The organism is Chryseobacterium scophthalmum (genome assembly GCF_900143185.1).
Taxonomy (GTDB): Bacteria; Bacteroidota; Bacteroidia; order Flavobacteriales; family Weeksellaceae; genus Chryseobacterium; species Chryseobacterium scophthalmum.
The window spans coordinates 1,974,817-1,999,174 of the sequence record NZ_FSRQ01000001.1 but is presented as its reverse complement, the minus strand read 5'-3'; the positions used below and the strand labels follow the sequence as shown (position 1 = coordinate 1,999,174).

At 34.1% G+C, this 24,358-nt stretch carries 26 protein-coding genes and 1 pseudogene; 16 read left to right on the top strand and 11 right to left on the bottom strand.

What is annotated here, in order from left to right; all coding sequences use genetic code 11:
• Nucleotides 1-21: 21 nt before the first annotated feature.
• The 9 genes from BUR17_RS09045 to BUR17_RS09005 all read left to right on the top strand — a co-directional run bounded on the left by BUR17_RS09045 (nucleotide 22) and on the right by BUR17_RS09005 (nucleotide 6,312).
• Nucleotides 22-654: a DUF4141 domain-containing protein gene (locus BUR17_RS09045; RefSeq protein ID WP_074229966.1), complete on the top strand. Its 633-nt coding sequence runs from the start codon at nucleotides 22-24 to the stop codon at nucleotides 652-654.
• A gap of 3 nt (nucleotides 655-657) precedes the next feature.
• Nucleotides 658-1,650, top strand: a complete 993-nt coding sequence (traJ, locus tag BUR17_RS09040) for a conjugative transposon protein TraJ (protein WP_074229965.1) — start codon at nucleotides 658-660, stop codon at nucleotides 1,648-1,650.
• A 23-nt stretch (nucleotides 1,651-1,673) separates the two neighbouring features.
• Nucleotides 1,674-2,297, top strand: a complete 624-nt coding sequence (traK, locus tag BUR17_RS09035; RefSeq protein WP_074229964.1) for a conjugative transposon protein TraK — start codon at nucleotides 1,674-1,676, stop codon at nucleotides 2,295-2,297.
• Between the two features lie 12 nt (nucleotides 2,298-2,309).
• Nucleotides 2,310-2,597: a nitrogen regulatory IIA protein gene (locus BUR17_RS09030; RefSeq protein WP_074229963.1), complete on the top strand. Its 288-nt coding sequence runs from the start codon at nucleotides 2,310-2,312 to the stop codon at nucleotides 2,595-2,597.
• A complete protein-coding gene (gene traM / locus BUR17_RS09025) occupies nucleotides 2,584-3,903 on the top strand; it encodes a conjugative transposon protein TraM (protein ID WP_074229962.1) in 1,320 nt (439 codons plus the stop codon). The genes BUR17_RS09030 and traM overlap by 14 nt, the downstream gene beginning before the upstream one ends.
• 77 nt (nucleotides 3,904-3,980) lie before the next feature.
• The gene (gene traN, locus BUR17_RS09020) at nucleotides 3,981-4,874 is read left to right on the top strand and encodes a conjugative transposon protein TraN (RefSeq protein WP_074229961.1); all 894 of its coding nucleotides are present in this window, start codon (nucleotides 3,981-3,983) and stop codon (nucleotides 4,872-4,874) included.
• A gap of 20 nt (nucleotides 4,875-4,894) precedes the next feature.
• Nucleotides 4,895-5,455 carry a conjugal transfer protein TraO gene (locus BUR17_RS09015; protein ID WP_074229960.1) on the top strand — a complete coding sequence of 187 codons (561 nt, stop codon included), beginning with the start codon at nucleotides 4,895-4,897 and terminating at the stop codon, nucleotides 5,453-5,455.
• 10 nt (nucleotides 5,456-5,465) lie between these two features.
• A complete protein-coding gene (locus tag BUR17_RS09010) occupies nucleotides 5,466-5,915 on the top strand; it encodes a DUF3872 domain-containing protein (protein ID WP_074229959.1) in 450 nt (149 codons plus the stop codon).
• Nucleotides 5,916-6,024: 109 nt separating this feature from the next.
• A complete protein-coding gene (locus BUR17_RS09005) occupies nucleotides 6,025-6,312 on the top strand; it encodes a molybdenum ABC transporter permease (protein ID WP_074229958.1) in 288 nt (95 codons plus the stop codon).
• A gap of 84 nt (nucleotides 6,313-6,396) precedes the next feature.
• On the opposite strand, the gene BUR17_RS09000 is transcribed toward BUR17_RS09005, so the two are convergent.
• On the bottom strand, nucleotides 6,397-8,430 hold the full coding sequence (locus BUR17_RS09000; RefSeq protein ID WP_074229957.1) for an ATP-binding protein: 2,034 nt from the start codon (nucleotides 8,428-8,430) through the stop codon (nucleotides 6,397-6,399).
• Nucleotides 8,431-8,663: 233 nt separating this feature from the next.
• Between BUR17_RS09000 and BUR17_RS08995 the strand changes: the two genes are divergently transcribed.
• The 3 genes from BUR17_RS08995 to BUR17_RS08985 all read left to right on the top strand — a co-directional run bounded on the left by BUR17_RS08995 (nucleotide 8,664) and on the right by BUR17_RS08985 (nucleotide 9,914).
• Nucleotides 8,664-8,975, top strand: a complete 312-nt coding sequence (locus BUR17_RS08995) for a helix-turn-helix domain-containing protein (protein WP_074230272.1) — start codon at nucleotides 8,664-8,666, stop codon at nucleotides 8,973-8,975.
• Nucleotides 8,956-9,255 (top strand): helix-turn-helix domain-containing protein, encoded by a 300-nt coding sequence (locus tag BUR17_RS08990; RefSeq protein WP_074229956.1) that lies wholly within the window; start codon nucleotides 8,956-8,958, stop codon nucleotides 9,253-9,255. Before BUR17_RS08995 ends, BUR17_RS08990 begins: the two co-directional genes overlap by 20 nt.
• A 269-nt stretch (nucleotides 9,256-9,524) precedes the next feature.
• A complete protein-coding gene (locus tag BUR17_RS08985) occupies nucleotides 9,525-9,914 on the top strand; it encodes a response regulator transcription factor (RefSeq protein WP_074229955.1) in 390 nt (129 codons plus the stop codon).
• Nucleotides 9,915-9,928: 14 nt separating this feature from the next.
• Here BUR17_RS08985 and BUR17_RS08980 read toward each other — a convergent pair whose 3' ends face one another.
• The 5 genes from BUR17_RS08980 to BUR17_RS08960 form a co-directional block, all read right to left on the bottom strand.
• Complete coding sequence (locus BUR17_RS08980; RefSeq protein ID WP_074229954.1) at nucleotides 9,929-10,921, bottom strand: hypothetical protein; 993 nt, start codon at nucleotides 10,919-10,921, stop codon at nucleotides 9,929-9,931.
• A gap of 307 nt (nucleotides 10,922-11,228) precedes the next feature.
• Nucleotides 11,229-11,711 carry a DUF1281 family ferredoxin-like fold protein gene (locus BUR17_RS08975; protein WP_074229953.1) on the bottom strand — a complete coding sequence of 161 codons (483 nt, stop codon included), beginning with the start codon at nucleotides 11,709-11,711 and terminating at the stop codon, nucleotides 11,229-11,231.
• Nucleotides 11,712-11,763: 52 nt separating this feature from the next.
• Complete coding sequence (locus tag BUR17_RS08970) at nucleotides 11,764-12,837, bottom strand: DUF932 domain-containing protein (RefSeq protein ID WP_074229952.1); 1,074 nt, start codon at nucleotides 12,835-12,837, stop codon at nucleotides 11,764-11,766.
• Between the two features lie 42 nt (nucleotides 12,838-12,879).
• Nucleotides 12,880-13,245, bottom strand: a complete 366-nt coding sequence (locus BUR17_RS08965; protein WP_074230271.1) for a single-stranded DNA-binding protein — start codon at nucleotides 13,243-13,245, stop codon at nucleotides 12,880-12,882.
• A gap of 571 nt (nucleotides 13,246-13,816) precedes the next feature.
• Complete coding sequence (locus BUR17_RS08960; RefSeq protein WP_074229951.1) at nucleotides 13,817-15,067, bottom strand: site-specific integrase; 1,251 nt, start codon at nucleotides 15,065-15,067, stop codon at nucleotides 13,817-13,819.
• Nucleotides 15,068-15,510: 443 nt separating this feature from the next.
• Between BUR17_RS08960 and BUR17_RS08955 the strand changes: the two genes are divergently transcribed.
• Nucleotides 15,511-17,250 carry a sensor histidine kinase gene (locus BUR17_RS08955; protein WP_074230270.1) on the top strand — a complete coding sequence of 580 codons (1,740 nt, stop codon included), beginning with the start codon at nucleotides 15,511-15,513 and terminating at the stop codon, nucleotides 17,248-17,250.
• The gene (locus BUR17_RS08950) at nucleotides 17,247-17,891 is read left to right on the top strand and encodes a response regulator (RefSeq protein WP_074229950.1); all 645 of its coding nucleotides are present in this window, start codon (nucleotides 17,247-17,249) and stop codon (nucleotides 17,889-17,891) included. The genes BUR17_RS08955 and BUR17_RS08950 overlap by 4 nt, the downstream gene beginning before the upstream one ends.
• 1,196 nt (nucleotides 17,892-19,087) lie before the next feature.
• On the opposite strand, the gene BUR17_RS08945 is transcribed toward BUR17_RS08950, so the two are convergent.
• Complete coding sequence (locus BUR17_RS08945; protein ID WP_074229949.1) at nucleotides 19,088-19,858, bottom strand: DUF3108 domain-containing protein; 771 nt, start codon at nucleotides 19,856-19,858, stop codon at nucleotides 19,088-19,090.
• Nucleotides 19,859-20,012: 154 nt separating this feature from the next.
• Between BUR17_RS08945 and BUR17_RS08940 the strand changes: the two genes are divergently transcribed.
• Both BUR17_RS08940 and BUR17_RS08935 read left to right on the top strand, forming a co-directional pair.
• A complete protein-coding gene (locus BUR17_RS08940; RefSeq protein WP_072952612.1) occupies nucleotides 20,013-21,068 on the top strand; it encodes an NAD(P)/FAD-dependent oxidoreductase in 1,056 nt (351 codons plus the stop codon).
• Between the two features lie 90 nt (nucleotides 21,069-21,158).
• Nucleotides 21,159-21,488 carry a 2Fe-2S iron-sulfur cluster-binding family protein gene (locus tag BUR17_RS08935; protein WP_074229948.1) on the top strand — a complete coding sequence of 110 codons (330 nt, stop codon included), beginning with the start codon at nucleotides 21,159-21,161 and terminating at the stop codon, nucleotides 21,486-21,488.
• A gap of 70 nt (nucleotides 21,489-21,558) precedes the next feature.
• On the opposite strand, the gene BUR17_RS08930 is transcribed toward BUR17_RS08935, so the two are convergent.
• The 4 genes and pseudogenes from BUR17_RS08930 to BUR17_RS20980 form a co-directional block, all read right to left on the bottom strand.
• Nucleotides 21,559-21,876: a type II toxin-antitoxin system RelE/ParE family toxin gene (locus BUR17_RS08930; protein WP_074229947.1), complete on the bottom strand. Its 318-nt coding sequence runs from the start codon at nucleotides 21,874-21,876 to the stop codon at nucleotides 21,559-21,561.
• Complete coding sequence (locus tag BUR17_RS08925; protein WP_074229946.1) at nucleotides 21,867-22,109, bottom strand: hypothetical protein; 243 nt, start codon at nucleotides 22,107-22,109, stop codon at nucleotides 21,867-21,869. The genes BUR17_RS08930 and BUR17_RS08925 overlap by 10 nt, the downstream gene beginning before the upstream one ends.
• Nucleotides 22,110-22,197: 88 nt before the next feature.
• Complete coding sequence (locus tag BUR17_RS20985; protein ID WP_228418679.1) at nucleotides 22,198-22,929, bottom strand: prolyl oligopeptidase family serine peptidase; 732 nt, start codon at nucleotides 22,927-22,929, stop codon at nucleotides 22,198-22,200.
• Between the two features lie 195 nt (nucleotides 22,930-23,124).
• Nucleotides 23,125-24,351, bottom strand: a pseudogene (locus BUR17_RS20980) (prolyl oligopeptidase family serine peptidase); the annotation flags it as partial.
• Nucleotides 24,352-24,358 lie beyond the last annotated feature (7 nt).

Here is a 24,358-nt window from a genome sequence, read left to right as displayed (position 1 = left end):
ACATTTTAAAAATTTAAAAAAATGAAAAAATTAATGTATTTGGTGTGTACGGCACTAATGTTAGCCGTAGCACCGTCAGCAAAAGCACAATTTGTAGTAACAGACCCTGCAAATCTGGCTTCAGGAATTCTTAACAGTGCGAATGAAATCGTGCAGACTTCTTCCACGGTAAGCAACGTGATTAAAAACTTCAATGAAGTAAAGAAAGTGTATGAGCAGGGTAAGGAATATTACGATAAGCTAAAGGCAGTAAACAATTTGGTTAAAGATGCTCGTAAAGTTCAGCAGACGGTTCTTTTAGTGGGCGATGTTTCGGAAATGTATGTTCAGAATTTCGGCAAAATGATGAACGACCCGAATTTCACACCACAAGAATTGGTAGCCATTGGCAATGGATATTCCGCACTTTTGAATGAAAGTACTGAACTTTTGAAAGAACTAAAACAGATTGTATCTGCATCCAGTCTATCCCTGAATGACAAGGAACGTATGGAAGTAATAGACCGTGTGTACAAAGAAGTAAAAGACTATCACAGCTTGGTTCGCTACTACACCAACAAAAACATATCTGTAAGCTATCTCAGAGCAAAGAAGAAAAACGATGCCAAAAGAGTGCTTGACCTTTATGGAACTCCCAACCAAAAATACTGGTAAGCTATGGAATGGAATAATCTTCACGAAGTTCTTCGTTCGCTATACGATGATATGATGCCGCTTGCGGCAGATATGGCAGCAGTAGCAAAAGGTCTCGCAGGATTGGGTGCTTTGTTTTATGTAGCACTAAAAGTTTGGCAGGCATTGAGCCGTGCCGAACCCATAGATGTGTTTCCATTGTTGCGACCGTTCGCTTTGGGACTTTGCATTATGTTTTTCCCAACTATCGTGTTGGGAACCATCAATGCGGTTTTAAGTCCTGTTGTTACAGGAACGCACTCAATTCTTGAAAACCAAGTGCTTGACCTCAACAAACTGCAACAGCAAAAAGACCAATTGGAATATGAAGCGATGGTCAGAAATCCTGAAACCGCTTTTATGGTATCGGATGAAGAGTTTGACAAAAAGCTGGACGAATTGGGATGGTCGCCATCCGACATTGGAACAATGGCGGGAATGTATATGGACAGGCAGGCATATCAGATAGAAAAAGCTATCAAAGACTGGTTCCGCAATTTGTTGGAAGTCCTTTTTCAGGCAGCCGCATTGGTTATAGATACCATAAGGACATTTTTCCTGATTGTGCTATCAATACTCGGACCCATCGCTTTTGCGATTTCTGTCTGGGATGGTTTTCAATCCACACTTACGCAATGGATTACAAGATACGTTAGTGTTTATCTATGGTTACCAGTTTCAGATTTATTCAGTTCTATGCTGGCAAGAATACAATCGTTGATTTTGGAACGGGATATAGAAATGTTGTCCGACCCAACTTTCATTCCTGATACTTCCAATACTGTTTACATCATTTTTATGATTATCGGTATTGTGGGATATTTTACTATTCCAACAGTTACAGGATGGATTATCCAAGCCGGTGGGGCAGGAAACTTTACACGAAATGTAAACCAAACGGCAATGAAAGCTGGAAATCTCGCAGGAGCAGGAGCCGGTTCTACCGTAGGAAACATTAGCGGTCAATTACTCAAATAATTTAACCCATAATCAATAAAAAAATGGAATTTAAAACGCTAAGAAATATAGAAAACAGCTTTCGGCAGATACGATTGTATGCCATTATGTTTGCCGTTCTCTGCATTGGCGTGGTAGGATTTGCCGTATGGCAGTCCTATCGCTTTGCAGAAGAGCAACGCCAGAAAATATATGTATTGGATAAGGGTAAATCTTTGATGCTTGCCTTATCGCAAGACGCAAGTATCAATCGCCCTGTGGAAGCAAGAGAACACGTCAGGCGTTTTCACGAATTGTTTTTCACGTTGGCTCCCGATAAAAATGCAATCGAAAGCAATATGAAAAGGGCATTCAACCTTGCCGATAAAAGTGCCTTTGATTATTACAATGACCTATCGGAAAAAGGCTACTACAACCGTATCATTTCGGGAAATGTGCAACAGCGCATAGAAGTAGACAGCGTGGTGTGCAACTTCGACAGACATCCTTATGCGGTTCAAACGTATGCCAAGCAATTCATCATCCGTTCCAGCAATGTAACCAGACGTAATCTGATAACTTCCTGCTTCCTTGTAAACTCGGTTCGCTCGGATAATAATCCGCAAGGCTTCAATATCGAAAAGTTTGCAGTCATCGAAAATAAAGATGTAGAAGTCATCGAAAAATAAAAACCAAAGGTTATGAAAAAAATAAGAGCAAATCTGGACAGATACTTTGACAAGGTCGATGAACGCTGGCAGAAATTACCAATGCGAAAACAACATCAATATACCCTTTATTTTTTTATAGGCTATCTGGTGTTAACAGCATTTGTGATTGGCAAAGTTTGGTACGACACTTCAAAGTCCGAAAACGGTATGGTCATCGAGCATATCGAAAATCCTGTCCTCAAAAAAGATGAAAGTCCTGCAAAATTGCGGGACACAGTATCAACAATTCTAAAAAATCAGTTTTATGAAAGAAAATGATAACAAAAAGTCTGTGGTTCGGGTAACAGAAGGAAACCCGAAAGACAACGCTGATTTGCTTCACGAAGGCAATCAGAATAAAATGGATAAACTCAAAAAGCCGCTCATATTTGTTTTAATGGGTATTGTTTTTATCGGCTGTATGTATTTGATATTTAAACCGTCTTCGGATAAGGATGAAATCGAAAATCTCGGTTTGAATGATGCCGTTCCGCAAGCAACTGATGCCGGAATGCAATCTGACAAACAAAAAGCGTATGAACAGGAAATGCTGGAAAAGCAAGAGCAGGCAAAAAGAAATGCCCTTACTACGCTTGCCGATTATTGGAATACAGACAGCACGCAAAGTAGTGAAGAAAGCTTATCTCAAGAAGAGGAAAGTAATGTTTTGGGTAAAGATAAATCTGCTAATCCTGCACTCAATAGTTACCAAAATGCGCAAAATACATTGGGTTCATTTTATCAAAATGATAATTCAGAAACGATGCAACTTCGCAGGCAGGTAGACGAATTGAGAGACAGGCTCGCGGAAAGAGATGTTCCTCGTGCTACCACAGTTGATGACCAATTGGCGTTGATGGAAAAATCCTATCAAATGGCAGCAAAATATCTTCCTCAAAATACAAATACGGGAAATGCTGCTCCTGACAATGCATCAAACCAAACAACATCCGCATCAGAAAAAGAGCATTTTGTAGCATTTGCACCGGCAAGAAAAAATACCGTTTCTGCTTTGTATCGAGAACCATCAGACAGTGCCTTTTCCGCAGACTGGAGCGAAATTAAAAACCGTGGATTTTTTACCGCAGGGTCTAAAGAACAAGTAGTTCAACCGAAAAATAGTATCAAAGCCTGTGTACACGATGCACAGACGGTAACAGGCGAAACTGGCGTACGTTTACGATTGTTGGAAACGGCACAAACACCACAAAGAACTATTCCGAAAGGAACTATTGTAACGGCAAATGCTAAATTTCAGAATGGCAGATTACAGCTAAAAGTAACTTCCATAGAATTAGAAGGTAACATTATTCCTGTTGAGATAACCATTTATGATTTGGATGGACAACAAGGATTGAACGTACCCAATTCTCCCGAACGAAGTGCCATTACAGATATTGTTGCCAATATGGGCAACGCTACCGGTTCAAGCTTTAGTATGAATTCTTCAACGGGACAACAAATTGCTTCCGACCTCAGCAAAAGCGCAGTTCAGGGTATTTCGGGTTATTTCGCTAAAAAAGTGAGAGCACCAAAAGTTACTTTAAAAGCTGGACATCAAGTCTTTTTGGTATCTAAAAAATAATGTTCAATTAAAATTTATAAAAAATGAAACCTGTCCTAGACAAGCTTCATCACAATTAAAAATAAATATTAAATAAGATGAAAAAATACATAAAAACCTTTTGGGCTATTGCCCTGATATTGGGCTTGGCCGTGCATTCTTATGCGCAAGACAGCATCAGAACACCGCTTGAACTCGGCAAGATAGAACCTTACAAAATGGAAGTTACTTACGATAAAACTTCGCATCTGATTTTCCCAAGCGCTATTCGTTATGTGGATTTGGGTAGCGAATACTTAATCGCAGGAAAAGCAGAAGATGCAGAAAACGTACTGCGTGTAAAAGCATCGGTAAGAGCTTTCGAGCCTGAAACCAATTTTTCCGTAATCACAAATGATGGTCGTTTTTACAGTTTCAATGTGTATTACAGTTCTTATCCCGAAGTATTAAGCTATGACCTTTTAACAATGCAAAAAGCAGTGGATAAAGCGAATGGAAACGATGTACTTTTTGAAGAATTGGGTAATAATTCTCCGTCATTGGCAGGTTTGCTTTTGGAAACCATTTACAATATGGACAAACGCATTGTAAAACATATTGGTGCTAAAAGTTTCGGCATCCAGTTTATTTTGAAAGGAATTTACATTCACAACGGCAAATATTATTTCCATACAGAATTGAGAAACCGTACCAATGTTCCTTTCCAGATAGATTTTGTGAATTTCAAAGTCGTAGATAAAAAAATAGCAAAGCGTACCGTAGTGCAGGAAAGACCAATGATACCGCTTAGAACCTACAAACCTTTGGATGAAATTGGCGGGAAGGCAATCGAGCAAAACGTGTTTTTGCTAGACCAGTTTACCATTGATGATGACAAAATTTTACTGATTGAAATTTTCGAGAAAAACGGTGGCAGACATCAAACGCTTCAGATAGAAAATTCGGATTTGATAAAAGCCCGATTGATAAATGATATGCACCTGAAATTTTAATAACCTTTTAAAACAATGATATGAAAAAATATATCTACACCGTAATGCTCGTTTTAGTAGGCATCACGGTTGCACAAGCGCAAAGAATGCTCCCGAAGCAAAAAGGAATTGAACTGAATGCAGGTATTTTGTCCAAAGATAAAATAGGCAATGATTATTACCTCAACATCGGAATGACCGTGAACGGTAAAAACGGTAATTACCAGCTTTGGGCTTTGGAATATACACACCAATACCACGACTACAAAAATGTTCGCATACCGCAGGAAACGTTTACTGCAGAAGGTGGTTACAGCTTATTTTTATTAGGCGATGCCCGAAAAAATATCACGATTAATTTAGGAATAACAGGCGTGGTCGGTTACGAAAGCATCAACCGTGGCGAAGCGATATTGTATGACGGTGCAAAAATTTTGAGCGAAGACAATTTCATCTACGGAGCTGGCGGAAGAATAACTTTTGAAACGTATTTGTCAGACCGGTTTGTATTAGTGTTGCAAGGACGTACAAAAGTCTTTTGGGGCACAGACTTAGAGCAGTTCCGTCCGTCTGCTGGTGTGGGATTAAGGTTTAACTTTTAAAAACAGAAAAATGATAACAATATTCAATAAATTCAGAATAGGATTATTGCCGGTATATCTAATGCTGGCAATCCTTACAGCTTCGGTTTCTTTGGTATCTTGCAGGAAAGATGACGACCTCGAAATACAGAACAATTTTCCTTTTGAGGTAAAAGTAATGCCGGTTCCGAAAGATGTTGCCAATGGACAAACGGTGGAAATACGTGTTACCATACAACGAACAGGAAATTACAGCAACACGCAATACTATCTCCGCTATTTTCAATTTGATGGGCAAGGTTCGCTACGTTATTATGATGAAACGCCATACTTGCCGAACGATTTGTATCTGTTACCAACAGAGCAATTCAGGTTGTATTACACATCTGCCTCTGCCGTTTCGCAATCTTTTGATGTGTGGATTTCGGATAGTTTTGGGAATGAAAAGCAACTGACTTTTCAGTTTAATAGCAGTGATTAACAGCATAGTAATTGAATGTAAAAACCGACTTTAAAGGTCGGTTTTTTGCTTTTTTACTTTTCGTAAATTATTTTTTTTCTTAAATTTAGATAACCTAATTTGAATTTTTATGGATGCGGTTACGGCTCAGTTAGTACTTGGTATTATTCCGCTTGTTATCGGAATAGGGCTTGTTTATTGGATAAGTCGCAGAAAATTTTACAGGCGTAATGCTGTTGGAGCCGAAGGGTTTTCCAGCTTTGAGGCATCAGTATTTACACGTTTTATAGAGCGTATTGGCAAATGGCTTGCCTATGCTTTGATTATTATCGGCATACTTTCTATTTGGTCGCATTGGCAAATGAAGAAAGAGAAAAAACAAACTGAGGTTAAAACGGAACAGCCTGTAGAGCGTTGATAATTATTCTCACTATAATTCTTTTAAAATCGGATAACGAAACGGTTACCCGATTTTTTTAATATAATTGTATTCGTTTCCATTTTACATCGCAACTCTTTTTAAAGAGGAACTCACTTTATTAAACTCAATATCTGCGAAGTCTTTCTCTGCCTTTTCTTGAACATCGATATCTTTAGTATTTAAAATTGCTGACATATACTTTAGCTTCCTTTTTACATTTTCTAACAAATCAGACCATTTCATAATCCATATTTCAATATTTTTATTTTCATTTCTGAAGTAGAAATAGGGGTTGTCTTCATTTCTTTGATTACCTTTTATTTGGAATTCAGCATCGGAATTTATTTTTGAGCTAATCAACAAAATTTTATAATGAATATTGGAGCTTGAGGCGTCAAGTTTTTCAATTTCTCTGGCATACTTCATTACTTGTTCTATTTCTTTAGGGCTTATTTTTACTTTGGGTGCTTTTAGTTCAACAACTAAAACTTCTCTTCTTTTAGCATCTAAAACTCTTTCATTATACATAAAAAGGTCAGTAATTGATTTTACTGGTTTTTCATCAATAACATTAATATTATCTCCATCTTTTGAGGGCTTAAACATTAAACAGTCTTGTCTTAATTGAGTTAAATTTTTTTCTAAATTCTTATCAGACAAAAGTTTAGTGCTTTCTGAATATTCTTCTCCAAAAACCCATAACATTTTTTCTAAAAATTTATGTAATTCTTTTCGCTCTTTTACATTTTTTGATATTTCGCTATATACCAATTTTTCGAGGAATTCAATATCTTCAATCTTTGAAGCAACTTTATCTGAAAACTCAACAATATTATCTAAATCGGTTTTTTCCAATAAATCGGAAAATTTAGATATCATTTTGTTATTTAATTTTAGAACACTTCGTAAAATGTTATTTAATTCTCCATTTGATATTGTTCTATCAATAAGGGGATAAATAATTTCTCTTAACTGATTATTGTCTTTTAAGATATGGTATTTATCTTCTACTAAATAGGCTAATTTATCAAACAGGATAACTTTTGATTTAGAGCTTGCCCTCTCTTTGTATGGATAAAAATCATCATTTTTAAGATTGTCGGAAAAATTGTCAAATTCAAAATTTCTGTCTTTAAAAAATGTGTTCAGTTTATCTTTAATAAATTCTCTTACTTTTCTCCAATCAGGGTCTAAGTCATCTAAATCTATATTTCTGTAAATGTCAGATGATAATGTAGAGGAAGACACATAAATAAACCATCCTCCAATTTTTGGGCTCAACCAACTTGCATCATATTCTAAACTTCCCGCTATAGTATTCAGACCCGCATTTTGCGCTGTTAAAAAGACTTTGATTTTATCCATTTTCTTAATTTGCATAAAGTCAAAAAGAACTTTATGTTCTTTACCTTTTGTGTCTGTATAAGTTTTAGCTATTTTAATCGGATTATCTATTACAAAATCAGTAGGATTTAAAGCTTTACCGTTTATGTGAAATGTAACTTCTTTATTAAAAATCTTTAAGGGGTATCTCTCAAAAATTGCATCTGAAAGATTGTCTTTAAGAAATTTGTCAATAATTTTCTTTTTTGGTTCATTTTCTGTGGTTGAATGTGGGTACAAACTGGAAATTGTTACCTTGTAAAAAGTATTATGATTATTTCCTTCTAAGATATTTTCTTTTGTAGCTAATTCAATTTCAGAAACATTGATGTTTTTCCCAAAACTATTGAATGATAACGGGATATATGTTTCAGTAAATGTCTTATCTTCTTGTGAATATCCAATAGTTTCAATTTCAATTTCTTGACCGATTTGAAAACTTGCAAATCTTCCAATTCCTTTACCACCATCTTTATTTGCCGTTCCAATGTCCAATAGTTTCCTTTCAATGTCAGACATATGAACTCCATTACCGTCATCTTTTACAGAGATTTTTTTGATTAAAAGAGGATGTATTTCAGTTTCTAAAGTATAGTCAATTTCAATCCAAATATTTTTACTCTTGGCTTGAATAGAGTTATTTAATAATTCGCAGAATGCAGCAAACGTACTGATATAATTAGCAAATAATTCATTGACTAATCTTGAATTTGTCGTAAGTTTTCTATTCATAGTTTCTTATTACGTATTGTTTTGTTACACTTGCAATTAATACCAACATATAAACAATGCCTATTTTGCATAATAATCAATAGGATTTATTTTCTCCAAATCTACAAAATTAATTCCTATCAAATTGCTGTTTCAAAGCCAAATACAGCCTTTCAAAGCCAACCAATACAATCTTTCCTAATCCCATAATAAGCCTCTATAAATTCGACTTCCAAAGAAAAATGAAGCAAGCTATGGAAGTTATCGCAATACAAAAATCTGCATTAGATAGAATAAACAATGAGTTAAAATCACTTTTGGAACTGACAGAAAATGCTACCACAAAATACATTCAGATTTTCAAAGCAGAAAAATGGCTCGATAACCAGGAAGTATGTCTGATGATGAACATTACCAAACGAACTTTACAGACTTATAAGGACAAAGGGCTATTGCCATATTCCAAATTAAACCGCAAAAACTATTACAAACTCTCGGATGTGCAGGCTTTGCTTGAAGCTCGACAATCTTACAATACCAACGAAAATGGATTTACTAACGAATGAAACCGAAGAAATAATTGCCCATCAGCAAATGATAATGCAGTTGAGAAGCTATATCGAAGTCATACTAAAAAATTATCGTCCTGTAATGAATGGCGAAATTTATCTCTCAGGCGATGATTTGTGCAGAATACTTCACATCAGCAAAAGAACCTTACAACAATATCGCGATGATAATATTTTACCATTTATACAAATTGGTGGCAAGATTATTTACAAGGAAAGTGATATTCTAACTGTCTTGGAACAGAACTATATAGCCAAAGGCAAACATTGTTTATAATAAATTTTCTTCTAGCTATGCTTCTATCAGAACGACTTTAGTATCTTTGCTATCTAAAACATAGAAATACTTAAAGTGTTTTTGCTTTAAGTCCCACATTGAAAACTGGTAATTTTTAAGACAACGGGACAAATAAGTAGGAACGCTCACGTGATAGGCGTGGGCGCTCGCTTATTCGTTGTCGGGTATACCAGTGCCTCAATGTCGGTAAGTGTAGTTGCCTGCGCTTTATTTTTTTGCAGGGCTACATCAACCTAAAAAGGTATGATATGAAAACTGGTACTGCACAACAAAAAACTTCCCTTGCCTTTATCAATGATAAAAGCCCGATTTTAGATTTGATTTGCAACGAACTTCTTTCTTCAGGAATAGAAATTCTGTTTCGGTCTGAAACTTTTCCAAATGCTTTAAATGAATTATCGGCATTAAAAAAACTTCCGCAAGTTTGCATTGTTGACCTCAATTTTTACGACAAAAATGTACTGGAGCAACTACAATATTTAACTTCACTTCATCCCACAATAAAACTGATTGCCCATAGCGATATTGATGCTGAAAAAGTAGCGAAAAGTCTTTTGGGTATTGGTTTTGTAAGCTATTTATTAATTGGCAGTGATGCAGATATTTTTAAAAAAGCTATTAAAAACGCCACCGAATGATGATTTTAAACAAATTAAATTTCATAGATAATACTGGTAATTTTATTATTTTCTAATACAAAATTCATCTGTTCAAATTTTTGAAAAGGTTGTTTTTCTAGTTCTGTAGAAGCAGGAAAATATTTCACGCCAATCATTACATAAGGCAATTTAAAACTCCACAATGACCTGATTTTAAAATCCTTACCGCTTAATTCTTGTTCGGAGGAACTAAGGTATTCTTTGAATTTTGGAATTCCTCTGGTTTCAAAAATAGTTTTCCAATGCTTGCGTACCTCGAAAATTATATCTTCATCAAGTTGCTTTACGATATTATCTTCATCAGAATTATTACACGCCTTTATAAATTCCCTGATAATTTTGCGGGGCAACTTTTGTATTTCTCTAATTTCTTTCTTTTTGTTTTCAAGGTAAAGAGTAAAATCATTTTCCACAACATCGGATATTTTATCAAATCCCCACTGGAAAGCTTCTTGGCGAGATTTATAAAGTCTATCTGGCAAAATTTCTGCGCTTTTACTTTCATTGTTCGTTTTAAAATCATCTAACAACAAGAAACCTTTTTCATCGGTAGCTGTATTGATGCCATCTACAATATTGATATGGTAAAATTGCTCTTGGTCTTCAAACAAAACTTTAATTTTAGGATTGAAATCTTCCGCTTTGTTTATAGATGTTTTTATAAGATATTTCGTTTCGTTCAAAGGGTTTTCAATCCGTCTTCCCCAACCGTCAGTAGACAATTCAGACTGGTAACGGCTTATTTGAATTCTGATTTCCTTTCGTCCTCTTTCCAAATCTGTAGTAAATTCATAGCCCGGAAAACTACTGAGAATTGCTGTATCCAATTCCCATTCTTCATAATCGCTCGTAAAATTTATTTGATAGCTAAATTCATATTCCCGAATGTAAACAGGAAATTGAAACTGGTTTTCGATAATTTTCTGCTCCAATAAAGCAATATCGGATTTTCGGTTAACGGTTATTGAAATTTGAGTTTCTATCATTCTTTGAATTTGCGATTTTAATTATTTTGACAGATTTCAAATTTAATCAAATAGAAATATAGACAAAGCTTAATTGGCGATGTTCTTTTGCTTCTTTTCTTTGGTCGCTATGTGAAAAGAAAAGAAGTCAATCCAAAATTAAAGAATGGGATAACGAATATCCCACGCAAAAAACTCGCAACTGGTTTGATAAAATGGCGGAGCAAACATTTTCATCAAACGGGTTGCATCTTTATTGAATGCAAAAAGACATTTCCGACCAAAGGAAGGAAGTGTCTTTTTTGCTGAACCGATTTAATCGTAAATTTTAAATATTGCTCTTGGAAATTTTTCGGTCTAAAAGAGTTTCCAAAATTTCATAATCACTCTCATAAATTTCGCCTTCAAAATGATAATTGTCGGTTTCTTCGTCATAATGATAATTGGCAAAATCTTCATCTTCCAAATAAATATCTGTGACAATCCCGTCAGAAAATGTTGCCCTGCCATAGACCATATTGCCCAGTTCTTCATAATCCTGTATGAAATTTACTTTGTACTGTTTTGCTATCTTTTGAATAATTTCAAGATTAGGCGACCATTTTGTTTCATATTGAAAAACGCCTTCATCGCTTTCATTCCAATAAATATTGAAGAAATAACCGCCGTTTGTGTCGGGAACAAAATCGGGCAATTGCCCTTGTTTTTCTTTTTCTTCTTTGCTTTTCATCATTTGGAAAAGCTGCTGTATCTGTTCGATTGCTTCAGGTTTTCCCTCAAAAACAACCGTATTATTGCACCAATTTGCCATAACTTTTATTTTTAGTAGGCTACCACCGATTAAAGCGGTAGCCTGTTATTAATTAATTAAGATTTAAAATTTCCGCACCGTCTAAAGCAAATGCAGTACACAATTCAAATGCTTTCTGCGATTTTAGTTGGGCAGTTCCGCCCAATACAATACTCTGCAATTTGGCTTCATCGTTTTTGTAATTTCTTACATTCTGATAGTAGCCTGTAACAGCGTTGTACGCTCCGAACAATGTGCCTTTGGTTGTTTCCATTTGCTGTGTGTCACTTATCATTGCATAGGCAAAAGCATCATCAACCGTATTTTTAAAGAGGGTTGAAATTTCATCTTCTGCACCTTTTTTAAGCAAATCAAAAGTTTCCTTGTTCGGACAAAGTGCCAATTGAATTAGCTTTTTTACTTCTTGGTCTGTTACCTTTACTTTTGCCCAATCGTTGAAAATGCGCTCTAATTGATTGCTTAATGTGTTTGCCAATCCCATAATCTTGTGGGCATTCTCGATACGCTGTTTTGCTCCCGATGTGTGTTTGATGCGGACTACATTGGTCATATTTCGCAATGAAGCATTTAAGGTATTTTGACAAACAATACGGATAGGTGTAAATGCGGCTGTAATGCTTCCGCTACCATCGTGCGAAGTGGTTAGAAAAATATACTTTTCCGTAACATCATCGCCATTGCCAACACGAATATAATCGGGTAATTTAGCTGTAATAAAAATACGTTCTCCGTTGCCCAATGCGCCTGCGGTTTCGTACAGAATACCTTCGCCACCGCCTACAATAGCATCAAAGAAATTAAAAGCTTCACGGTTTTGTACAATGTGATAATCTTTACCAACTACACCCAAAACGGCATTGTTATCGGTTCGTATGTTGGCAAAATAATTAGGTACTTCCAATTCGCTACTGCCTATTTCGATACCGCTTGCAGTTTCGATAATGCCCGAATTTTTAGTGAAAATTGGGGATTTTACGACTTCATAGTCTAATCCAGCGTATTTAATCGCTTCTTCACTGGTTGGGAATTGCTCCACGATTTGCCCTAAACCGTGCCACGCTTTTTGCTGAACGCTAAAAAATGAATAACGTCCTGTTCTCTCGTTGAAATTAATGTTGTGTGCCATTTTGATAAAATTTTGATGTTAAAAAATGATTTGTATACTTGATTAAAATGGAAGGTCATCCGTTTTTCCTTCTCCAGTAACTTGCACGGTTTCGGTTTTCCTGCCACCTCCGTGCAGTTTGATTTGCGAGGTATGAAAGTTTAACCCAGAATGCGCTTCTCCGTCTTTTCCTATCCACGCTCTTGTGCTTACTCTGCCTGTGAGTTCAACCAATTTACCCTTGGTGAGTAGTGTGGCTACCTTTGCAGAAATCCAATAAGCGCAATCGAAATAGGTTGTTTGTTCTATGCGGTCGCCTTGCTTGTTTTTGTAGCTTTCGTTGGTTGCTACAGAAAAATTCACTACCTGTTTTTCATTTGACAATGTGCGTACTTCCGCATCTTTTGTCAGTCTTCCAATGATGTTCATAACCATAATTTTTAAAAAGTTGTACATTTTTGTTAGGTTCACTTTTCTCGTTTCCTGCAATCGTAGTGGTTTGTTTCGCTTCGCTTCTCAAATAATTTTTCCAAAAGAAAAACCGGAAAAAAGAAAGCAGATAATCTTAGCGGGCTAAGCGAAAAACCAAAAGGAAACGGAATAAGTCCCGAAGGGTGGCAAGGCAACACACTACCACTCGGCGAAGCCATCATTTTGCCTTGCCATTATGCCGTAGTCTTTTGGTTGGACAGGGGCGGTGGCAGCCCGCTATACCTTAGCTGCCTTTTTACCGGTTGCTTATGGAAAATCATTTTCTAATAATTTTTTTTTGGAACTAAATACAGGCTAAGAAAGCCTGCGACAGGGAATTGAAAAATGAAATCGACGAGGGGATGAGAAAGGGAATTGCATTTTTCAATTTTCTGTTTCAAAAGAAGCAGAAAGCTCTTTTACAGCGTTGGGATATGCAGAGGAGAGTAAATGTGCTTTTGCTTTTAAAATTAAAGCCCAAAAAAAAGCAGAACCGTTAAGTTCTGCCTAATGATAAAATAAAAATGGTTTAAATAGTTGTTGAAAAAGCTTCTTCCATAGCAAGAAATTTAGGCGCAACCAAATCCATATCCTTGCTAATTTTTTGGCTTGTGATTTTGGCATAAATCTGTGTAGTAGCAATATTTTTATGCCCCATCATTTTACTAAGACTTTCCAAAGGCACACCTTCGGTCAAAAACATTGTTCCAAATGTATGTCTCGCAGTATGAAAGGTAACTTTCTGTTCAGTAATAATCTCGGCATCTTCCATTAATATTTTAATGTGATTATTGCAAGTTGTATTGCCAGGAACCGGAAAAATAAATTCATTGCGTGAGGTGCCTTGGTATTTTTCAATTATTCGTTTTGGAATATCCATTAAGCGAACATTGGATGCAACATCAGACTTCTTTCTTCTGCTGATAATCCATTGATGACCATCAAAAAAAGATTGGATATTTCTAACGGTCAGTTTTTTAATATCTACATACGATAACCCTGTAAAACAACTGAAAATAAACAAATCTTTTACCAGCTCATATCGAGGATGCGATGGTTTGCACTTCATTAATTTTTCAACATTCTCTTTCAGAAGATAACCTCTATCGGTTTCTTCCATACTGATTTCGTAATCCTCAAAAGGACTGTTACGTATCAAACCTTTTTTCATCGCCAGTTCAATTAAGCTTAAAACTGGCATCGTGTAAACCCAAACCGTGTTGTGGCTACATTGTTTATCATATCGAAGATAAAAATCAAATTCTCTGATAAAGTCGCCAGTTAACTCACGGAAAGCCATATCGTCTCTATGAAATCGTTGGCTTATGAAATCTGAAAGGTGAGTATAAACAATATTGTATTTGTAGTAGGTGCTTTCTGCACGTTCTCCCTTATCGACTAAATTTTTAAATTCTGAATTCTGTTCGTTAAAAACTTTTAAAATGGCATCATTCATTACGCCGACACCTAAAAATGACAGTTTCACTTTTTGTGATGTAGCAAAACCTTCGTGTTTCAGCATATCTTCATAAATCTTGTCGATGCGCCCACGAATGTTATCCAACTTTTGATTGATGTTTAAAGCAACTGAACTTTTTCCCTCAACTCTCCCAAATTTCAAATTCCAATTATTTGGATTGATTTCTAGCTTTGTTCCCAAAGTTTTAGCTGTTCCGTCAATGGTAATACGTGCCATAATGGGGGCATTTCCATTCTTTTTCAGTTCATTCTTTTTCAAATAGAAAAGTAGTTTGAACGTTGACTTTTTTGTCTGTTCCATAACTCAAATGTTTAATGATTAAAATTAAATTACATTGAGTTACAAGGGATTATGAAAACAAATGCAAAACACTGAATTATAATCAGTTACCACAAAATTACAAGCTATCAACAAGTAACGAATTAGTAACCAAACCTTGTCATTTCAAGTCCAAAACCGGTAAGACAGAGCATTCCATTCTTAGACTATAATTTTACAAATCACTGTATAGCAACGGTCTTAATCGTTTTTCTTACTTTTGCTTATTATTAATCTTTTTTAAGGAAAAAATACAGTCTTTTATAGAATTTAGAGAATAAAATGTAAGTGTTGCAATGGGATTTTTTCGATTTTCGAAATATATCATTTTAAACAAATAATAATATCCCAGAATATTTTTACGGTCTGTAACTAAGAGTTTAAATCTAATACTGATTGTGAAAAGAAGCTTTAAATACATGTATATGAAGTCAAAAGATAACCAACCGAAATCGTTAAATTTTAGATTTAGAAAAGTCGTTCATTACTCTCTTATCTTTTGTATTTTATTGATACAGCTTATCATTGCTGGCTTTTTTTATAACGAATTTATAAATAGAAAGAATTTAGCATTCATTGAAAATCAGTTAAAAGAAGTAAATTCTCTTGAAAACTTAACAGATAACTCCAGAAAAGAGCTTTTAAACGCTCAAAATTCTCTTCAGCAATATCTTGTAAATGCTGACAAAAAGTACTTGGATTCTTATTTCGCATCTTTAGACAAATTAGGCGCAAATTTAGACAACATTAATAGCTATGAAGCTAAATTTCCAAAATTAAAAAATATATTATCATTTCAAAAAAAAGACTCTTTAGGCAGTAAAAACCTGAAGCTTTTGGTTGATTCTACTTATCAATATTCTACCCAATCAAATTTCAAAGCTCCCACTCCTTTACCTTCGCTGAAAAAGTATGAGAGCAATTATAATTTGGATAAATATGATTTTCACGTAGAAACAAAAACGATTGCTGATACGGTTAAGAAAAAAGGTCTTTTCGGACGTTTGGGAGATGCAATATCCGGGAAAGAGAACGTACGTAAAGAGAGTACAATTATTACCGTGAAACAAGGAAAGATCCCTGAAGCAACTGCTATAAAAGCTGATGTAGATAGTGTAATGAATCTTGTTCAAAACTATTATACCGGAGAAATAAAGAAAATGCAGGTGCAGGTAATTGGAAAACAAAATAATAACAATAAATTTTATACCATATTTAATAAACTTCTTATTTACAGTAATGGGGTGATGAATATTTATGATTTTGCGATCAAAGATTCTAAAGCTGATCTTGAAAAAGAATATGCTCTACGAAATTCTGAAAACAATAAGATTAGAACGAATCTGATTTTGGGAGCAATGGTTTTGATGTTTATTGTGTCTATATTAATAATGTATTTGACCAGAATCGCATTTGTATATGAAAACCAACTCAATGCAGCCAACAAACAGATTAAAGAGAACCTTAATTTTAAAAACAGAATTTTGGGAATGTTGAGTCATGAACTGCGTTCGCCGTTGAAGATTATTGGAATTTTCATCAGAAAAATCAATAAAAAAACGAATGATGACAGTATTAAAGAATATTTAAAGTCGATCAGTTTTACCAATAATACCTTATTGATGCAGGCCAATCAGATTTTAGAATATACCAAAAATCAACATGTAGAAAACCAGTTAATACCGGTTGTTTTTAATCTTAAAAATGAAGTAACCTCTATCTTAAATTCGATAGAACCTTATATTGAAACAAGAAATAATAAGTTTATTGTTGAAGAAAATATAGATCCGAAAATTGAGGTTTATTCTGATAATACAAAGATCAATCAGGTTTTTATGAATATACTTGCCAATGCCAATAAATTCACCGAAAATGGAGAAATACGTGTGATAACCAAAGCAGAATCTGTTGATGAAAATATAGTTTCTTTAACCACGATAATAAAAGATACCGGAGTTGGAATTTCAAAATCTGATCTCGAAAAAATATTTGAACCTTATTACCAAGGAGTTCTTTCGGAAGATGTAGAAAACTTAGGCGCAGGTTTAGGATTGAGCTTATGTAAGGAAATTGTAGAGCTGTATTCTGGGAATATCTCGGTAGACAGTGAGCAAAATGTAGGTACAACAGTGCGTTTCAAAATTAATTTGAATGTCAATAAATGAATAATTTAGATACTAAAACCGCTAATTTTTTACTTGCTGATGATCACAGTCTCATAAGGCAAGGGATAGAATTTCTTATAGAAGAGATCGGTTTTGATGGTGAAGTTTTTCATGCATCTACACTTCAGAAGGTCTTAGAAACTGTTGAAATGCAGCAAATAGAAATTGTTGTAATAGATGCTATTTTCCCAGACGGAAATAGCCTGAATATAATTTCTGAAATCAAAAGAATCAAACCTGAAGTTAAGATTCTCGTTTTTTCAGGAGTCGATGAAAGTACACAGTCTATTAAATATATAAACGCAGGAGCAAACGGATTTCTCAGTAAGCTGAGTGAAGAAAATGAAATAAAAGAAGCGATTCTCAAAATTCATCAAACCGGAAAATATATTTCCTTAATTACTCAGGGCGTACTCATCGATTCTTTACATAACCCAAATATTGTAAATCCTCTACAAAGGCTTACTGAAAGAGAATTAGAAATTGCAGAGATGTATGCAAAAGGCTATGGCAATCTCGAAATAGCAAATAATCTTAACGTAAAGCAAAATACGATAAGTACAATCAAAAAAAGAATTTTTGATAAACTGCATATCGAAAATGTGGTTGATTTGGCAGATCTAATCAAGAATTATCATTAGTCTTATTCTTATTTTCCATTCAAGTTAATATAGTAGTAGATAAATATCTACAACTATATCGAAATACATCTACAATACTTATTGGGAAGATAGCTCTATATCTTTCTATTTTTACACTATGAAAGATGAACAAAAAAGAAGTTCTTTTAAAGACGTTTTTTTGAGTCATTAATCAAAAAGTAAGTTTAGATTTTTTAAATTCAATAAAATGAATTTTAAATTTTGAACTTGTTTGAAAACATAGATGGTGAAAAAAAGAATAAGTGTCTGATTGCGGAGCTGAAAGGCTCTGCGAAAAGATACTAAAAAGTAAAACCAAATTTATTAAACTATAAACACAATTGATTAACCTAAGTGTCATCATTGCAGAGCTGAAAAGCTCTGTAAAAGATGCCTTATAATCAATAAAGATATTGATAAAAACACAAATGATAAAGCCGTAACTAATTGCGGAATTGGAAAAAAAAGTAATATGCACTGGGGGGAAGTTTTTCCATATTACTCCCTAGAAAATGATTTCAAAAGCATGTTAATTTAGGTTGGTAATCCTCCGGAATTTTACGGAGGATTTTTTATTTACTCAACTTATTACTATCTATTTTAAAGATTTATTCACTGAAGACTTGTCGATTATATTCATTGTTATTCCATGTGATGATTTGTAGATAAATATCTACAACTAGGTCGAACTACATCTACAAGAAATATTGTGAAGATAGCCTTATATCTTTCTATTTTTACACTATGAAAGATGGACGTAAAAGAATTTCTTTAAAGGTAATTTTTTTGAGACATTAATCTAAAGTAAGTTCAGGATTTTAAAATATGTCGATAAGAGAATTTTAAATTTTGAAGTTGGTTTGAAAACATACATGATGAGAAAAGAAAAAGTGTCTGATTGCAGAGCTGAAAAGCTCTGCAAAACGATACTAAAAAGTAAAACCAAAACTGTTTGTAAACACAATTGATTAACCTAAGTGTCATCATTGCAGAGCTGAAAAGCTCTGTAAAAGATGCCTTAAAAATCAATCAAAATAGTTATAAAAACACAAATGATAAAACCCTAAGTGATATTTACAAAGTTAAAAGGTTTGTATAATACGCAAAGGGAAAGTTTTTCATAAATACCTGGGAAAGTAATTTCGCAAGTATGTTAATTTAGGTTGATAAGCCTCTGGAAACTCCGGAGGCTTTTTTTATTTCGTAAACTTTAACGGAAACCTTACATTCTTGTAATCATCAATACTTGCTTTTAAAGAACCAACCGCCAATTCGGCTTTCAGCAACAAAGGAATGTGATTGTAGTCATTACTTACCCACATCGTTACGCCTTCTTTTTCTTTAAAAACCCTACCACTTTTTACCGAAGGAATAATTTTTAAAGCATTAATAGTTCCGAATTTTGTCTTTAAATTCTCGGTTCCGGTTACTTTAAGCTGAAAAGGAAACATTTCATCATCAATCCAGACATTCATATTAATAATGGTTCCTACTTTTAGCTCTGCGGGCGTTTTACTTCTCAGATAATAAAAACATGAGAGCATGTCTTGTACGCCTTTTACAGATTTTATAAGCTTTGAACCATTTGCAGGAGTTTTTTTATCTGTCAAAATCAATGTTTGATTATCATGATTAAAAACGGTTTGTAAATGTTGTGTATAACTACCTTCTTTTACATTTCTTACATAAAAACTAGGTAATTCTGTATTGATATTAATATAACTTTCATATAAATCTTCAACTTTAAAAAAAGCTTTCACCGCTCCTGTCGTTTGTCCGGTTCCTTTTACATATAAATGTGGAGTTCCTCTGTAATTGACTTTTTGGGTGGTGAGATTTGCTGTTCCGGCATTTAGAAATCCGTAATGTATTCTTAAGGAGATCGATTCGCCATCGGCTACATTGGTCAATTGAGAATAACCTAAAAAGAAAGCGAATATGGTAATAATGTGGAGTATCTTCTTCATAATATAAATTTTGCAAAAACACTGCCAATTTTTTCATTATCAGCTTTTTGTGTCTTTTTGATAAATCTCAGTTTTTTATTTGAGTATAATTAAATATGCTTCGCATTAAAATTAGTAAATTTGCTGCTATTAATTATTAAATTATCATCATATTATGATCACTACAGATATATTGATTATCGGAGCAGGACCTACGGGACTTTTTGCCGTGTTTGAAGCAGGTCTTTTAAAAATGAAATGTCACATTATCGATGCACTTCCTCAACCGGGAGGTCAGTTGGCAGAATTGTATCCTAAAAAACCGATTTTCGATATTCCGGGTTATCCATCTGTAAATGCTGGTGAATTGGTAGATAATTTAATGGAGCAGATCAAACAGTTTCAACCAGGATTCACTTTAGGAGAAACTGCGGTTTCTTACACAAAAGTGGATGATGAGTGGTTTGAAGTGGTTACCAACAAAGGAACAGTTCACAGGTGTAAAGCTATTGCTATTGCAGGAGGTTTAGGAACTTTTGAGCCTAGAAAACCTACAATGGATAATGTTGCAGATTATGAAGAAAAAGGTCTTGAATATTTCGTTAAAGAGCCAGAACATTTCAGAAATAAAAAAGTAGTTATTGCCGGAGGTGGAGATTCTGCCTTAGACTGGAGTGTTTTCTTATCAAATGTTGCAAGTGAAGTGACATTAATTCACAGAAGAAATGAGTTCAGAGGAGCTTTAGATTCTGTAGAAAAAGTTCAGGATTTAAAAAATCAAGGTAAAATTAAATTGATTACTCCTGCTGAAGTTACCGCAATTAAAGGTGATGGAAAAGTAGAAGCAATTACTGTAGCAGTTGATGGACAAGATCCTTACGATATTGAAACTGATTATTTTATTCCATTATTCGGATTGACGCCAAAATTGGGCGAAATCGGAAACTGGGGATTGAATATCGAGAAAAATGCAATCGTAGTAAACAATGCTTTAGACTATCAAACCAATATTGACGGGATTTATGCAATTGGTGATATCAACACGTATCCTGGAAAATTAAAATTAATTCTTTGTGGTTTCCATGAGGCGACTTTGATGTGTCAGAGTGTTTATAACAGACTAAATCCTGGTAAAAAATTCGTTTTAAAATATACAACCGTAAGTGGAGTAGATGGTTTCGACGGAAGTAGAAAAGAAGCTGAGAAAGCTGTTGTAAAGAAAATAGATTAATTTGATTTTTAGTTTCTGGTTGTCGGTTGTTAGTTAATACATTTCTGAAAACCATCAACTATCAACCATCAACTAACAACATTTATTAAAATGAGCGATATAAATATAAAAATCACCGATAGAGAAGGTGTTACTCACGAAGTGGTTGCTCCAACGGATATGTCCATGAACTTAATGGAAATTATCCGTTCTTATGAATTGGCAGAAGAAGGCACGATCGGAGTTTGTGGCGGAATGGCAATGTGCGCTTCATGTCAGGTTTATGTATTGGAAGATCCAGGACTTGAGCCAATGGGCGATGAAGAAGATGCAATGTTGGGCGAAGCTTTTCATGTGGAAAGCAACAGTCGATTGGGTTGTCAATTGCATATGGTTCCTTCGATGGAAGGTCTGGCTGTAGCAATTGCTCCTTATCCTTAAAGAAATTTTAAACAACATAAAAAAACTCCTGAAGATTTTTCTTCAGGAGTTTTTTGGTTTTTAACTAAAGTTATTTTGTTTCCTTTAATTTTAACGGATTTTGTCTTGAATCAAAGACATTTGCGATAATAACTTTATTTGTTTTTACGTTGATGTAATAAATAATTTTATAATTTCCAGAAACAAGATATCTAAAGTCTTGTTTTCTTTCGATTAATAATTCTTCTATTTGTCCAGCCTTGTTATTCTGCTCTAAAATTAAAGTTTTATCAACAATTTCATTAATAATTTTCTTTGCAATTTTAATTCCTGCCTTGAATTTATAATATTGAAAAATATCATATAATTTATCTTCTGCAAATTGCGTCCAGAAAATTTCTAATCCCATTTTTGGATTTTACTTTTTAAATCTTTTGCATTAATTATTCTTTCATTAGCTTCATCGTTAATTGCTTTATCAATTTCATTATTAAACTGCTCTAAAGACATAGGCTTTAAATTTTTATCAAAATTTTCAGATTTAATTTTATGAAGTAGATTTTCCAGAGTACTGATCATTTTTTCATTATCAATCCTTAGAAATTCCTGAACAAGCAATATTTTACGAGCTTCTAAATTCATAATTTTTAATATTTTAAATCAAATTTAGCTATTTTTTTGATTATTTAGATGAATATTTACATTGGTAATTTTTTAAAGGAACTTTATTTTAATTTTTCGTAGGCTGAAAATTCGGATGTCCCACTTGCCATAATGCAAATGAATAAATATCTGCATATTCTTTAAAAACAACATCAAAATCACTTGTAAAATGCCCATTATCATAGTTTGCATACAATAAGGTAGGTTTTCCTGAAGCTGAATTATTTTGTAAAATTCCCGCAAATTTTCCAGGCATCCAAGGAACAACTCTGGAATCATTCATACCGACACGTACAATTACTGCGGGATATTTTCCACCTTTTTTTACCTTGCTTTGAGCATCCATTTCAATTAAATGCTTTGTGTCTTCTTCATTTTTAATAGATCCAATTTCCGGAATTTGATTAGGCCCGTTTGCGGTAGTTTCAGATCGTAACGTATTAGTCATCCCGACTTCTGCAATTGCAACGGTAAAAAGATCAGGTCTTTCAGTAATCGCTCTTCCAATAAGAATTCCACCTGCACTTGCACCGTTTCCGATTAGTTTTGAAGGAGAAGTATATTTTTGATCAACCAAATATTCCGAGCAAGCAATAAAATCTTTCCAGGTATTGGGTTTTGTAGCTTTCATGCCTTCCTCATGCCATTTTTCGCCTTTTTCACCACCGCCTCTTACGTGAGCAATGGCAATAACAACTCCTTGTTCTAGCAAAACGGAAAGTCTCGTTGAGAAACGAGGCTCATAAGAAATTCCGTAACCACCATAACCTGTTATATAAGCTGGATTGCTACCATCCATTTTCATATTTTTAGGGTAAATAATAGAGAGTGGAACCATTACACCATCGTGGCTTTTTATTTCAACTTCTTTTACAGTATAAAGTTTATTATAATCAGGATAATTGCTTTCGGAATTAATAAATTTACTTTTTACGGGATTTCCTTTTTCAGGATTGTATTCATAGGCCGTTAATGGAGTAAGCCAATTAACATTACTACAGAAAATGTTATCATTTTCACGTTGGTTAATTGATAATGAACCATTTATTCCGGTCGGAAAATTAATTTTTTTCCCCTCAAGAGTATTAATATTTACCTGATATTTATCTCTGATAATTCCATTTCCTAATGAATAATAAAGATAGTTTTTAGAATTATGGATACTGCTAATTACACCGTCTGTACTTTCAGGAACCACCACTTTTGCATTATTAAAATCAGGATTTGATAAGCTTGTTAAGATGATTTTATAATTAGGAGCATCTTTATGAGTGAGAAGAAACAGTTTGTCACCTGAAATAAATACATCGGTAATATCATCCGAAGGCTTTACAATCTGTCTCCACTTAATTTTTTTATTTTTTAATTCGGAATAAGGTGCAACAAAAAAGGGGTTTTCTAATTTTGTAGAGCTTAATCTTAAAACAAGATATTTATAATCATCAGTAAAACCAATACTCGTAAATTGCTCGGTTAAAGCATTCAATTCAGGATAATTTTCTCTTGATGCTAATATTTTATCGGTTTTTGTATCGGTTCCAATAACATGCAACATTGCTTTCATATCCTTTAAAAGCATATTACTGTTCGGATCTGCAGTGCTCATTTTGGTATAAATGATAGCTTTGTCATCTGGTGTAAATTCAAATGTAAACTCACTCCAGATAGGACCAATTTCATCCTTTAGAAATTTCTTGGTCGTAAGATCTAAAATTCTTAAATCACAAATTTCACCTCCTGATTTTGATAATAAAATAGCCATTTTCTTAGCTCTAGAATCAACTATGAAATTGGTGATTTGTGTATTTTTTCCAAGAGTTTCAGGATCAAAAACCAATGTCTCTTTTCCTGTAGAAAGATCTCTTGAATAAAGTTTCGAAAGATTTTCGCCCTTTTTTGTTTTGGTATAAAAATAAGTGTTTTGTCTGTCCAATATCCCGCCAAAAGAATCGCTGTTCATTTCCTATACTTCTTTCATGCGCTTATAAAGATCTTCACGATGCGGAATTTTATTAATCACGCTATGGCTAAAATCTGATTGAGATTTGAACCATTTTTCTACTTCAGGGCTTTTACTATCTTCCAGCCATCTGTAATTATCTGTGATTTTAGTTCCAAAATAATCGTCAACAACTGGGTTTTCAGGAGTTTTTGGATAATTATATTGTGCCAAAAACAGATGACTTGCAAATAAACTTGCAGACAGAATAATGTTTTTCATAATTACA